This is a genomic window from Aeromonas sp. ASNIH8, from assembly GCF_002919855.1.
Classification (GTDB): Bacteria; Pseudomonadota; Gammaproteobacteria; order Enterobacterales; family Aeromonadaceae; genus Aeromonas; species Aeromonas caviae.
Genome location: NZ_PQLN01000009.1, coordinates 1 through 13,002, shown reverse-complemented (window position 1 = coordinate 13,002; position 13,002 = coordinate 1). Strand labels below are relative to the sequence as shown.

The following is a 13,002-nucleotide window of genomic DNA, read 5'->3' as shown; positions in this document are numbered from 1 at the left end:
GAACGACAAGAGGATTTATGGCAACCCAACGACGCAAGCGCACGCCCAAGAAGGCGGCGCCCAAACGCACCATATGGCGCACCCTGTTCTGGCTGGGCTTCAAGCTCTCTCTGGTGGTGGCGGCCTTCATGGTGGTGTTTGGCATCTATCTCGACACCAAGGTGCGCGAGCGCTTCGACGGCGAGAAGTGGCAGTTGCCAGTGATGGTCTACAGCCGCCCGTTGGAGCTCTATCCCAGCCAGCGGCTCTCCCAGACCCAGATGCTGCGCGAGCTCAACATGCTGAGCTACAAGCAGGTGCGTCAGCCTCATACCCCGGGTGAGTACGCGGTGAGCGGCAACCGCATCGAGCTGGTGCGCCGGCCGTTCGAGTTCCACGACGGTGCCGACGGCGCCCGTGGCCTGCGTCTCACCTTCAACGGGGCGCGCCTCGAGGGGATCCAGTCCCTGGAGAACCAGCGCCAGCTCGGCTATGCCCAGATGGACCCGGTGCTGCTCGATCGCCTCAACACCGAGGATCGGGAAGACCGCCTGCTGGTGCGCCTCTCCGAGGTGCCGGACAGCCTGCTGGTGACGCTGCTCACCACGGAAGACAGGGACTTCTACCAGCACGGCGGCGTCTCGCCGGTGGCCATCATGCGCGCCATGGCCGCCAACCTGCTGGCGGGGCGCACCGTGCAAGGGGGCAGTACGCTCACCCAGCAGCTCGCCAAGAACTTCTTCCTGACCCGTGAGCGCAGCCTGTGGCGCAAACTGCAGGAAGCCTACATGGCGGTGCTCATCGACTACCGCTACAGCAAGGACGAGATCCTGGAGGCCTACCTCAACGAGGTCTATCTGGGGCAGAACTTCTCCCAGGGGGTCTACGGCTTCGGGCTCGCCTCCTACTTCTACTTCGGTATTCCGGTCAACGAGCTGGACATCGATCAGGTGGCCCTGCTGGTGGGCATGGTGAAGGGCCCTTCCTATTACGATCCCTGGCGCTTCCCGGACCGGGCCAAGGCGCGCCGGGATCTGGTGCTGAAACTGCTGGCGGATCACGGCAGTCTGACCCAGGCCGAGTATGACCTGGCCAGCAAGCAGCCCCTTGGCATCATCGCCCGCGGCCAGATGAGCTATGGCCGTACCCCGGCCTTCATGGGGCTGCTCAAGCGGGAGATCCAGAACCGCTTCGGCCCGGATCTGCTCAAGCAGTCCGGCCTCAAGATCTTCACCAGTCTGGATCCCATCGCCCAGCACGCCGCCGAGCAGGCGGTGGAGTCGGGTCTGGCCACCATCGAGAAGCAGCGTGGCAAGAAGAAGCTGGAGGCGGCCATGGTGGTCTCCGATTGGCACAAGGGCGAGGTGGTCGCCATGGTGGGGGGACGGGATCCCCGCTACGCCGGCTTCAACCGGGCGCTGGATGCCCGCCGTCAGATTGGCTCCCTGGTCAAACCGGCGGTCTACCTGACCGGCCTCTCCAACGGCCTGACCCTGGGCACGCAGCTTAAAGATCAGCCGATCCGGATTCGCGGCCAGGATGGCCAGATCTGGACGCCGCAGAACTACGACCGCAAGTTCCGCCAGAGCGTGCCCCTGATGGAGGCGCTCGCCAGCTCCCTCAACGTGCCGACCGTCAACCTCGGGATGCAGATAGGCCTGGACAAGGTGGTGGACACCCTGCACAAGCTGGGGGTGCAGCAGGAGATCCAGCCCTATCCGTCCCTGGTGCTGGGGGCGGTGGCGCTCTCGCCCATGGAGGTGAACCAGATGTACCTGCCCATTGCCAACCAGGGGTTGACCCAGCCCCTGTCGGCCATCCGGGCCGTGGTGAATGGCGAGGGGCGCCAGCTCTACCAGCATGACGAAGCGGCCAAGCGGGTGACGGATCCCCAGGCAAGCTGGCTGACCCTGTTCGCCATGACCAAGACGGTGAGCCAGGGGACGGCCCGGGCGCTCGGTGCCAAGTTCCCCGGGGCCACCATGGCCGCCAAGACCGGTACCACCAACGAGCTGCGTGACTCCTGGTTTGCCGGGATGGACAACAACGAGCTGGTGAGTGTCTGGGTCGGCCGTGACGACAACACCCCGGCCGGGCTGACCGGTGCCAGTGGCGCCCTGCAGCTGTTCAGCGGCTACATGAGCCAGCGAGGGGTCAACAGCCTGGGGCTGAAGATGCCCGAAGGGGTGAGCTGGGCCAACTTCTCCCGCTCGAGCGGTACCCGGGTGGCCAGCGATTGTCCCGGCAGTCTCCAGGTGCCGGCCAAGCTGGCCGGTCTGGCCGAGCCCATGAGCTGTGCCAGCCCGGTCTCGGACCCGGCGAATGCCCTGGACAACTGGTTCAATGGTTTCTTCAACTGACGAAGACGGGCAGCGCAGGCTGCCCGTTTTGCAAGGATTGCCATGACCCATCCCCTGTTTGAGGCCATCCATCACGTGGCCATCATCGCCAGCGACTATCCGCGCTCGCGCCATTTCTATCACCAGGTGCTGGGGTTGCCCATCATTGCCGAGACCCTGCGGGCAGAGCGCCAGTCGTGGAAGCTGGATCTGGCGATGCCGGACGGCAGCCAGCTGGAGCTGTTCAGCTTCCCGGCGCCGCCGCCCCGCCCCTCCAGGCCGGAGGCGTGCGGGTTGCGCCACCTGGCGTTTCGGGTGGCGGATCTCGACCGGGTCATCGCCCACCTGGAGCAGCACGGGGTGGAAGTGGAGCCGGTGCGGGTGGACGAGCTGACCGGCAAGTGCTTTACCTTCTTCGCCGACCCCGACGGCCTGCCGCTGGAGCTGTACGAGGCAGCGAGTTAGGCTGCCTGTTGCAATCTGGGTGATCGGTTTGACCATGAAAAGGCCGCCCTGGGAACAGGGCGGCTTTTTTCATGGGGTTGGAGAGGGGATCATGCTGTGGTCAGCAGGGCGACCGCCACCGCCACCGCCATCACCATCATGCCGAGCCAGCCGACGGGTCTGAGGCGCTCGCCGAACAGCAGCAGGCCCCCGAGGGCGGTGCCCAGGATGCCGATGGCGCCCCAGGTGGCATAGGCCACGGCCAGATCGATCTTGCCGGTACTGACCGCCTCGCTGAGCAGAGTGAAGGCACAGAGCACCAGCAGAATGCCGAGGACGCCCCACCCCTTGTCACGAAAACCGACGGAGCGGTTGATTGCCATGTTGGCGCCGATATCCAGCAGGGCGGCGCCCAGTACGATGATCAACGGGTGCATGGGGCTTCCCTCCTCTGGCGGGTGGGGGCTGGTGCATCATGGGTCTCGCCCAGGGTCACCATGACAATCCCCACTATGGCCAGCGCCAGTCCGATCCACTCCTGGATGTTCAGCTCGTAGCCGAGGAACAGGACGGAGACGGCGGTGATGAGGGCGATCCCCAGCCCTTCCCACAGCGCAAACGCGATACCAATGGAGATTGTCCTGGCGGCCTTGGCGAGCAGCAGGTAGGAGAGGGTGATGAGGAGCCACATCGGCAGATAGTGGATCCAGCCGCTCGCGCTCTTTGGGATCAGGGCCATGGAGGAGGTGCCGGCGACCTCGGTCAGGATGGCCCCCGTCAGGAAGAGGCGGGCCAAAAGCAAGGGACGGGATGACATGCAGTTTCCTTCTGTTGCTGCGACGAAGAGAGGATAACGGCACCCGAAACGGGCAAGGTTATCGCTGAGCGTCGAGAAAGCTGTCGCTGCTTGTTTGCCTTGGGGGCGGACCAGGGGATAAGGTGGTGATGGAATAATCTGCCACCAGTTTGAAGTCATGAAGCTAAATCAGATACAACTCTTTGTAGAAACAGCAGACAGTGGTTCGATAGCCAATGCCGCCAGACGACTTGGCAAGAGTCGCAGCGCAGTGAGCTCGGCGATTGCAACCCTGGAAGTGGAGCTTGGCGTCGAACTTTTCGAACGAGGGGCGAATCAGAGCCGGCTGACCGAAATCGGCGAGCAAGTGCTGGACGACTGTCGGCGGCTGTTGCAGGCCGCGAACAGCCTGAAGCTCAAGTGCGAGCACCATGCCTCCGGTGCCGAGGTGGCGCTGCGGGTAGCCCGGGACGACGCCATTCCCGAGGTGGTATGGCGCGAGATGCTGGGGGCGCTGCGTCGCCAGTTTCCGGGCACCAGCATCTCCCTGGTGCTGGCCTCACCGCCGGAGCTGCCGGCCCTGGTGGAAGAGGGGTTCGTGGATGCCGCCTTCGGCCTCATCACCGAGGAACAGGAGCGCAGCGGTCTTTGCATCGACGTGCTCAACCCGATCCGCACCCTGATGGTGGTGGCGCCAAGCCACCCGCTGGCTGGGCTGAAGCGGGTGTTGCAGCAGGATCTGACCGATCACACCCAGGTCACCCTCTCCTATGTGGACGCGTTTTCGGTCAAGAGCCTGCTGCCCATCGGAGGGCAGCATATCGGGTTGTCGAGTTTCGAACTGATGCGGGATGCGGTGCTGGATGGTCTGGGCTGGGCGGTGCTGCCTTCACCCCTTATCCAGAGCCAGCTGCGCCAGGGGGAGCTGCTGACCCTGAAGCACAAGTTCAGCCTGCAGTGGCGCGATTACGGAGTCTATCTGTCGGAGAACGCCCATCACGGCAAGGTGCTGGCCTGGCTGAAGAAGGCCATAGAAGCCTATCTCGAACCCTTCGAGTAGCCGCCAACCGGGGCGGGCACCCCGGTTGGCAGTGAGAGGGGATCAGCGCAGGCCGTGACGGGGGACGCGCTGGCGGGAGCGAAATGGCAGCAGCAGGAGGCCGAGCAGCAGATCCCCGGCCAGGGAGGCCAGCAGACCCGCCGCCACGCCGCAGAAAATGGCGGCCTGTTTGAGGGGGACCACATAGCCGTAGTTGTGCAGGGTATCCTGCCAGAGGGCGGGGTCGGCGCGCAGCAACAGGTGGGAGAGCTGCTGGTACCAGGGGCTCTCCCGCACGGCGATCTCCCCCTGAAGGTGCTGCTGCTGGTTCACCAGTTGCTGGAGGCTGGTGGCATCCTGGGTGAAGACGGGATCCTGGCTGGCACCGTAATGGGCGACCAGCGCCTGCAGATCGCCATTGAAGTGCTGGTCCGCCGTGCGCTGGAAGGGGGCCAGCGCCAGACCTGCCTGCTGCAGCCGGGCATCCAGCCGCTGGAAGTAGAGATCGACCAGCCCGGGGATCTGTACACCTGCCAGCAAACCGAGGGCAAACAACATCATGCGAAGGTAGCTGCGCATCATCATCATCCTGAACGAAGGGAGCACCCATACTAGCCGCAACCGGTGGGAGAGCCAAGGAGGGGGCGCGCTTGCCCACCTGGTCGGCGGCGCCAAAAGAAGAGCCGATGGAATACCTTTGTTACACGAATTCTTACACTTTTGTGATGCAAGTCATCTTGCGGCTGGCCTAGAATGAGCGTTTTTCGAAGGACACGTCGGCATGAGCAAGTTCATTCCTTTCTATCTGGCCGGGGGCCTCATCGCCTTCAGTTGGGGCGCCCTGCCTGAGCACGGCCCCTGGGATGGGTGGGATCTCGCCCTCTTCCAGCTGGTCAATGGCTGGATTGGCCACTCCCCCCGTTGGGCCGATCTGGTGGCCATCACCAACAACCGCCTGTTCGATCTGGCCGCGCTGGCCTGCATGGGCGGGATCCTCGCCAGTTGCTTCTTCCGTGCCGACGGGCAGGAGCGCCGTCGTCTGGTGGCCATGGGGGTCGTGATGCTGCTGGGGGCCCTGGTGATCAATCAGTTCGGGCATCTGTTGCCGGTCAGCCGTCCCAGCCCCACCTTGATGGTGGACGGGGCACTGCGCCTGACCGAGATCAGTGCGATTCCCACCAAGGACTCCGCTGGTGACAGCTTCCCCGGTGATCACGCCCTCTTCCTGATGATCTTCGCCGGTTTTGCCCTGCGCTATCTGCCGCGATGGGCCGGGGTGGTTGCGGTGGTGATGGTGCCCCTGTTTTCGGCGCCCCGCATCCTGGCGGGTGCGCACTGGATGACGGACGTCTATGTGGGCGCTCTTTGCCTCTCCCTGATCTGCCTGCCGCTGCTATTGCTCACTCCCGTGTCGGATCGCCTGATCGACCGCCTGGCTCCCCGGCTGCCACGCTGGATTGCCTGACGGAGAATGAAAAAAGAAGGCGGGTCACCCCGCCTTCTTTCGTTTACGCCTCACCGGTGCTGTGGTCGTCGCGAAATGACCAGGACTACGCCCGATGAGCCCGGGCTGTCGCCCTCCCAACCAGTATGGATAGCCCCATTCGGGTTCTGCCAGCCAAAATAGTCGCGGCCAAACGTTTGCACCCGTCGTCTCATGATCCTGGCCAGGATTTTTTCCTTCCGCTGCCTTAGAATCGCCGCCCGTTGTTGGAGGTCTCCCCATGCTTGTCACTTTTCTGCGTCTCTTGTTTATCGGTTGTGCCCTGGTCTTTCTCTTTATGCTGGTCCGTGCCTGGTGGCACAAATGGCGTCATGGCCAGCTCGAAGCCACCCCTTTCTGGCCGGTGGCGGCCATCGGCTTTGTGGCCAATTTTCTCGATACCCTGGGGGTGGGGAGCTTTGCGGTGAAGACCGCCTGCTACAAGCAGTTCAGGCTGATCGATGATCGGGTGCTGCCCGGTACCCTCAACGGCCAGTGCGTGCTGCCGACCGTGACCCAGGCTCTCATCTTCATCGGCGTGGTCAACGTGGATCCCGTCACCCTCATCAGCATGATGGCGGCTGCGGCGGCCGGTGCGGCCTGGGGCGCCCGTTACGTGGCCTCCTTTGATCGCCAGACCATCCGGCTGGTAATGGCGGTCTCCCTGCTGGTGGTTGCCGGTCTCATCTTTGCCGGTCTGCTCGGGCTCTTCCCCCTCGGTGGCGAGGCCATGGGGCTGAGCGGTTACAAGCTGGGGATCGCCCTTGCCGGCAACTTCCTGTTCGGAGCCCTGATGAACGTCGGTATCGGCCTGTTCGCCCCCTGCATGACCCTGGTCTATCTGCTCGGCATGAACCCGCTGGTGACCTTCCCCATCATGATGGGATCCACCGCCGTGCTCAGCGTCTTCTCGGCGGGGACCTTCATCCGCAAGGGGGCTTTCGATGCGCGGGCCGTGCTGGCGGTGGCCATCTTCGGCCCCATCGGCGTGGTGCTGGCGGCCATGCTGGTCAAATCCATGGAGATGGAGATGCTCAAATGGCTGGTGGCCTTCATCGTCATCTATACCTCCTGGACCATGTACGCCTCCTGGCGGGCGGCGCGGCGACAGCCAGCGCCCGCGCTGGCAGAGGCGACGAGCTAGCTGGCGTCGGCGAGGCCCGCCTGCACGGGCACCCCGCGTTGGTATGTCATCCCGCTCGCCCGGTCCTGGCGCGTCTTCTGATGCCTCTGGCAGCCCCCTCCGGGTGGGCAGTCTGCTGGCTGGAGGCGACCAGTGCGGCTTCCGCCCTGGCACCGAGAAACACATAGAGCCCCAGCGCCAGCAGCAACCCCACGGCGCACCCCATCACCCCCACCGCAGGCCAGAGCAGTTCGCTCTGGCCGAGGGATCCCTTGAACAGCAGCAGCAACCCCTCGATGGAGACCGCGATCAGGATGGCGGCGATAAAGCGGGTAATGGTGCGCCGGATGGCGCTGTGGCGGAAGATGTCTTTATGCAGCAGCACCTCCTCTTCGAGGATGGTCTTGCCGAGATCGAACACCGCCAGCGCGAGCGTGAGGAAGATGATGGCGCTGAAGGCGCCGAGCCGGTTCTGCTGGGTGCCGCACAGCAGCAGATAGAGCTGTTCCAGCCCGTGCCAGATGAGGGTGCCGACGATGAGAAACAGGGCCAGACTCAGGACGACGTAGACGGCCCTGAACCAGGGAATGGCGCGCCGCCGCTCTCTGTCCCCCATCAGCCAGGCGATCAGCTGGTGCAGGTTGATCTCCAGCTCCCGGCCATGGCCCTGCACCAGCAGGCGCAGCTGCCCCTGGGCCGCCGGAACGGGCGCCAGTATGGCTGGCCTGATCTGGGGGGGCAGGCTCTTCACCTCCTCGACGAAGGCATAGGTCTTGAGAGACGCCTCGGGGAGGGTGAGGAGCCCCAGCAGCAGGGGGGCCAGCTCGGTTTCGTACTCCTGATAGCGCCGCAGCACATCGATGGGGCTCATCTCTGCCATATACACCTCGGTCCAATGGGCTCCTGAAGCAGGGGCCTGCAAATTGTGGGCCCGATTTATGACAGCCCGTGTACGGCGCGGCGCACCAGCAGGTGGCAAGGTTCCGGTGAGGGACTTAAGGATGCACCACTATGGTGCCTTGTCGGGACGAGCAAACAAAAAAGGGCCCCATCGGGGCCCTCTGCACATCTTGCTGCTTGTCAGCCAGCCAGCTTGGCGAAGCTGCGCTCGGCGGCCGCCAGGGTGTGTTCAATCTCCTTGTCGCCGTGGGCCAGCGACAGGAAGCCCGCCTCGTAGGCGCTCGGTGCCAGATAGACACCCTCTTCCAGCATCAGGTGATAGAAGCGCTTGAAGCGTTCCATGTCGCAGCGAGTCACCTGCTCGTAGCGGGTGATCTCGGGCTCGTCGGTGAAGAAGAAGCCGAACATGCCGCCCACGTAGTTGATGGCAAGCGGGATGCCGTGCCTGGCGGCGGCGGCTTTCAGCCCCTCGGCGACACGGGCGGTCTTGGTGCTCAGCTGCTCATAGAGGCCCGGCTCCAGCAGCAGGTCCAGCATGGTGAGGCCGGCGGCCATGGCCACCGGGTTGCCGGAGAGGGTACCAGCCTGATAGACGGGGCCGGTCGGGGCGATGTGCTGCATCACCTTCTTCTTGCCGCCGAAGGCGCCTACCGGCATGCCGGCACCGATGATCTTGCCGAGGGTGGTGAGATCCGGATCGATGTTGTAGTGACCCTGGGCACCGCGCAGGGAGACGCGGAAGCCGGTCATCACTTCGTCCAGGATCAGCAGGGCGCCGAACTCGTCACAAATGGCGCGAAGCCCTTCCAGGAAGCCGGGCACCGGCGGGATGCAGTTCATGTTGCCAGCGACCGGCTCGACGATGATGCAGGCGATCTCGCTGCCGTACTGGGTGAAGGCTTCGCGCACCGAGTCCAGATCGTTAAAGACACAGGTGAGCGTGTGTTTGGCGAAATCGGCGGGTACGCCCGGGCTGTTGGGCTGACCCAGGGTGAGGGCGCCGGAGCCAGCCTTGACCAGCAGGGAGTCGGCGTGGCCGTGGTAGCAGCCTTCAAACTTGACGATCTTGTCGCGACCGGTATAGCCACGGGCCAGCCGGATGGCGCTCATGGTCGCCTCGGTGCCGGAGTTGACCATCCGCACCTGCTCCATGGAGGGGACGATCTGGCGCACTTTTTCGGCCATCAGCACTTCGATCTCGGTCGGCGCACCGTAGCTCAGTCCCTTCTCCACCGCCTTGATGACGGCGGCCTTGATGGCCGGGTGGTTGTGGCCCAGCAGCATGGGGCCCCAGGAACCGATGTAATCCACATAGGCCTGGCCGTCCACGTCATAGAGGTAGGCGCCATCGGCGTGATCGATGAAGCGGGGTGTACCGCCGACCCCGTTGAAGGCGCGGACCGGTGAGTTGACGCCACCGGGAATGGTCTGGCGGGCCTGTTCAAACAGCTGATCTGATTTTGACATGGATCATCCTTAATGGGATTTTGGTCGTTACCCGGGCACAGGCTGCCGATTGCGGCTCGGCAGGGGATGGCGGGAGGAGTATGCTTTGCGCTCTCGCCCCGGACTCTCGCCCGTGAAACATGAAACGGGCCGACTATAGCAGAAAGGCCCAGAGCTGGGCAGCCGAGGCCGAGGTGTGTCTGGTCCTCGTTAGATGAGCGTGATTATCCATGGAGCAACAAGCCATTCCTTCCGCCGACGCGGCCTCGCTGCGTCGTCCTCCAGTCTTGCAGCGCCTGATACGGCGGGACAAGATGCCGCTGCTGGTGCTCCTGCTGGCGGCCCTGGTCGGCCTGCTGGCAGGCTTGGTGTGCGGACTGTTCGAGTCTTGCGTTCACTGGCTGGCCCAGCAGCGTGTCGACTTGCTGGCCGATCGCCCCTGGTGGCAGCTCGGCCTGCTCGGCTTTGGTTTCAGCGCCCTGCTGGGGTTGGTCGGCTATTTCCTCACTCATGCCTTTGCCCCAGAGGCAGGGGGATCCGGTATCCCGGAAATTGAAGGGGCCATGGACGACCTGCGCCCGGTACGCTGGTGGCGGGTGTTGCCGGTGAAGTTTTTTGGCGGGGTCTGTACCCTGAGTTCCGGCATGGTGCTGGGGCGGGAGGGGCCCTCGGTGCAGATAGGGGGCAACCTCGGCAAGATGGTGGCGGATATCTTCCGGTTGCCCAAGGAGCATGGCCATGCCCTGCTGGCTGCCGGTGCGGCGGGTGGTCTCGCTGCGGCCTTCAATGCCCCGCTGGCAGGGATACTGTTTGTCATGGAAGAGATGCGACCGCAATTTCGCTACTCCTTCCTCGCCATCAAGGCGGTCGGGATTTCGGCCGTCATGGCGACCCTGATGCTGCAGAACATGAAAGGGCAATCCCCCGTCATCATGCTGCCCCACTACGACGCTCCGGCCTTGAAGGCGCTCTGGCTGTTTCTCTTCATGGGGGGCTGCTTTGGTGTGCTGGGGTTCGTCTTCAACAAGCTGGTGCTCGCCTGTCAGGATGGTTACCTGGCATTGCATCAGAACAAGCGCCACCGCTTCGTCATCATCGGCATGGGGGTGGCTGGAACCTTTGGCATGCTGTCGCTGTTCGCCCCTTCGGTCACTGGAGGGGGAATCGAGCTCATCCCGCATCTGACGGGGGGAGACTATGCGGTGGCGACCCTCTTCATCATCTTCTCGGTGCGACTGGTGGGTACCCTCATCTGCTTTTGCTCGGGGGCCCCTGGTGGTGTCTTTGCGCCGACCCTGGCGCTGGGCACCCTGTTCGGGGTGATCTTTGGTCACCTGTTCCACTCTGCATTTCCCGATCTCGGCATCGAACCGGGTGCCTTTGCCATCGCCGGCATGGGGGCGCTCTTCGCCGCCACCGTGCGTGCCCCCATTACCGGCATCGTGCTGGTGACAGAGATGACAGACAACTATCAGCTGATCCTGCCCATGATGATCACCACCATAGGGGCAACCCTGGTGGCGCAATGGTTGGGGGGGCGTCCCATCTATTCCCAGATCCTGGAGCGAACTTTACGGCTTGCTGCGCGTCAAAACCGGGGTGAAAGCAGCATCGCGACCGGTTAACTCTTTGTTTATCCGTATCAATCCGGCATGGTCGCGTATAGTGAAAAGAAACCGGCTGTGTTGATGTCGGCATATAGAAGAGGCCTTATGTCCCAAATCGTGAAGTTATTGGTGGTGCTGGCTGTGGGGGCATGTATCGGTTATGTCGTCGGGAACAGACAGGAGCTGGCTCAGAGCAGCCTGATGACGGTGCAGCAAGAGACGTTGGAGCGTCAGAGCAAGGCCATTGCACAACTGAAGACGGATCTCGGCGTCAGGGAGACCCTGCTGGCGACCCAGAAGGCCGCCTTCGAGCAACTTCAGCAGACGCTCAAGGATCAGGAAGCCCAGGTACAGGAGCAGAAGCGTCAGCTCGCCTTCTTCGAACGCATCATGCGTCCCACCGGCGAACAGGTGGGGGTATCCATCGACAATCTAACATTGCAGGAGACGAGTGTGCCGGGTCGCTACCACTATCGTCTGGCGCTCACACAACCCGCCAAGAAGCGGGAGCTGTTTCGGGGGCAGGTGCAGATCCGGCTCGAAGGCAGTCTGGCTGACAAGCCCAGGATCCTCAGTGGCCGGGATCTTGGCATGAAGGTGGGGGAGGGACGCTACGCGTTGCGATATTTCCAGCTCTTGGAGGGCAATTGGCAGCTTCCCTCAGGCTTCATCCCGGACAGGGTGAGAATCCTCATCCCGAAGGAGGGTCGGCAACCGGCCCAGGAGCTGGTTGCTGAGTGGAACGAGGTGCTCAAGCCTCTGGTCGCTCAACCAACCCCCTTGCCGGCAGCACAGTAAGAGAGTGGTGAATACTTGAACTAAATGGTCGGGTATTGGATAATTTCGCGGTTTCCATGTTTGTGGATGTAACGGTTGTGAGGTCAGCAATGAGTGCAGTAGCAGAAGCCCCCTTGCCCATCCAGATGACGGATGCGGCAGCCAACAAGGTAAAGACCTTGATCACCGAAGAAGAGAATCCCGAACTCAAGTTGCGGGTCTACATCACTGGGGGGGGCTGCTCCGGTTTCCAGTACGGTTTCACGTTTGACGAGAAAATCAATGATGGCGATACCGTGGTCGAGAAGAGCGGCGTCACCATGGTGATCGATCCCATGAGCCTGCAATACCTGGTCGGCGGCAGCGTGGATTACACCGAAGGCCTAGAAGGTTCCCGTTTCACCGTGACCAACCCCAACGCCACGACGACCTGCGGTTGCGGTTCCAGTTTTTCCATCTGATCTACAAGCAGCGTGATATGAAGGGCCCCGAGGGGCCCTTTTCATTTTTGTATGCCTGGCGTGGCTGGCATGTAGATCTTGATGTGGCGAAAACGGGTACCGATTGGTAGCGATAGAGAAGGTGTGCAGGCTCATTTAGATGAATCGTTGACGGCTTTTTAGTCTTGTTGGTTGTTGATTAAACACCTGAACGTCTTTTTCAAATAAACACGTAGTTTTCGCTTGTCAGCGAGAATCATATCCCTATAATGCGCCTCCATCAGCACGGCGCAGTGCGCGTCTGGTCCACCTTGCAAAGCAAGCTGGTGAGGGTTATAGTTTCAGACCCTGCTCTTTAACAATTTGAATCAAGCAATCTGTGTGGGCACTCACAGCATCGAGCATCAAAAACAATTTTTGATTTTCAATGTCTGATGAAGTGACCAAAGCAACTTTTAAGTTGCAGCAGTTAATTCAGCAATTCATTGAGCCGCTTTTCGAAGCAACCAAACTTAAATTGAAGAGTTTGATCATGGCTCAGATTGAACGCTGGCGGCAGGCCTAACACATGCAAGTCGAGCGGCAGCGGGAAAGTAGCTTGCTACTTTTGCCGGCGAGCGGCGGACGGG

At 62.4% G+C, this 13,002-nt stretch carries 13 protein-coding genes and 1 rRNA gene; 9 read left to right on the top strand and 5 right to left on the bottom strand.

Annotated elements, in window-relative coordinates:
• The first annotated feature begins 17 nt into the window (after positions 1-17).
• A complete protein-coding gene (gene mrcB, locus C3418_RS04020; protein ID WP_103858005.1) occupies positions 18-2,339 on the top strand; it encodes a penicillin-binding protein 1B in 2,322 nt (773 codons plus the stop codon).
• Positions 2,340-2,381: 42 nt separating this feature from the next.
• Positions 2,382-2,783, top strand: a complete 402-nt coding sequence (locus C3418_RS04015; protein ID WP_103858004.1) for a VOC family protein — start codon at positions 2,382-2,384, stop codon at positions 2,781-2,783.
• 89 nt (positions 2,784-2,872) lie between these two features.
• On the opposite strand, the gene C3418_RS04010 is transcribed toward C3418_RS04015, so the two are convergent.
• Complete coding sequence (locus C3418_RS04010; RefSeq protein ID WP_103858003.1) at positions 2,873-3,199, bottom strand: SMR family transporter; 327 nt, start codon at positions 3,197-3,199, stop codon at positions 2,873-2,875.
• Entirely contained in the window at positions 3,187-3,579 is a 393-nt protein-coding gene (locus C3418_RS04005; protein ID WP_103858002.1) for a multidrug efflux SMR transporter, read from the bottom strand. Before C3418_RS04005 ends, C3418_RS04010 begins: the two co-directional genes overlap by 13 nt.
• A 157-nt stretch (positions 3,580-3,736) precedes the next feature.
• Here C3418_RS04005 and C3418_RS04000 point away from each other — a divergent pair, with 157 nt between their 5' ends.
• The gene (locus C3418_RS04000; protein WP_039040858.1) at positions 3,737-4,618 is read left to right on the top strand and encodes a LysR family transcriptional regulator; all 882 of its coding nucleotides are present in this window, start codon (positions 3,737-3,739) and stop codon (positions 4,616-4,618) included.
• A gap of 42 nt (positions 4,619-4,660) precedes the next feature.
• Here C3418_RS04000 and C3418_RS03995 read toward each other — a convergent pair whose 3' ends face one another.
• Positions 4,661-5,176 carry a DUF2937 family protein gene (locus tag C3418_RS03995; RefSeq protein ID WP_010675561.1) on the bottom strand — a complete coding sequence of 172 codons (516 nt, stop codon included), beginning with the start codon at positions 5,174-5,176 and terminating at the stop codon, positions 4,661-4,663.
• 202 nt (positions 5,177-5,378) lie between these two features.
• On the opposite strand from C3418_RS03995, the gene C3418_RS03990 reads away from it, so the two are divergent.
• Positions 5,379-6,062 carry a phosphatase PAP2 family protein gene (locus C3418_RS03990; protein ID WP_103858001.1) on the top strand — a complete coding sequence of 228 codons (684 nt, stop codon included), beginning with the start codon at positions 5,379-5,381 and terminating at the stop codon, positions 6,060-6,062.
• A 259-nt stretch (positions 6,063-6,321) separates the two neighbouring features.
• Positions 6,322-7,224, top strand: a complete 903-nt coding sequence (locus tag C3418_RS03985; protein ID WP_103858000.1) for a sulfite exporter TauE/SafE family protein — start codon at positions 6,322-6,324, stop codon at positions 7,222-7,224.
• A gap of 46 nt (positions 7,225-7,270) precedes the next feature.
• Here the strand turns inward: C3418_RS03985 and C3418_RS03980 are convergent, their stop codons facing one another.
• Positions 7,271-8,083: a hypothetical protein gene (locus C3418_RS03980; protein WP_010675558.1), complete on the bottom strand. Its 813-nt coding sequence runs from the start codon at positions 8,081-8,083 to the stop codon at positions 7,271-7,273.
• 200 nt (positions 8,084-8,283) lie between these two features.
• On the bottom strand, positions 8,284-9,570 hold the full coding sequence (hemL, locus tag C3418_RS03975; RefSeq protein WP_052815228.1) for a glutamate-1-semialdehyde 2,1-aminomutase: 1,287 nt from the start codon (positions 9,568-9,570) through the stop codon (positions 8,284-8,286).
• Between the two features lie 209 nt (positions 9,571-9,779).
• Here hemL and clcA point away from each other — a divergent pair, with 209 nt between their 5' ends.
• The 4 genes from clcA to C3418_RS03955 all read left to right on the top strand — a co-directional run.
• Positions 9,780-11,174, top strand: a complete 1,395-nt coding sequence (clcA, locus tag C3418_RS03970) for a H(+)/Cl(-) exchange transporter ClcA (RefSeq protein WP_103857999.1) — start codon at positions 9,780-9,782, stop codon at positions 11,172-11,174.
• An 87-nt stretch (positions 11,175-11,261) separates the two neighbouring features.
• The gene (locus C3418_RS03965) at positions 11,262-11,954 is read left to right on the top strand and encodes a DUF6776 family protein (RefSeq protein ID WP_043155743.1); all 693 of its coding nucleotides are present in this window, start codon (positions 11,262-11,264) and stop codon (positions 11,952-11,954) included.
• Between the two features lie 89 nt (positions 11,955-12,043).
• A complete protein-coding gene (gene erpA / locus C3418_RS03960) occupies positions 12,044-12,394 on the top strand; it encodes an iron-sulfur cluster insertion protein ErpA (protein ID WP_010675554.1) in 351 nt (116 codons plus the stop codon).
• Positions 12,395-12,887: 493 nt separating this feature from the next.
• Positions 12,888-13,002: ribosomal RNA gene (locus tag C3418_RS03955) — 16S ribosomal RNA — on the top strand; the annotation flags it as partial.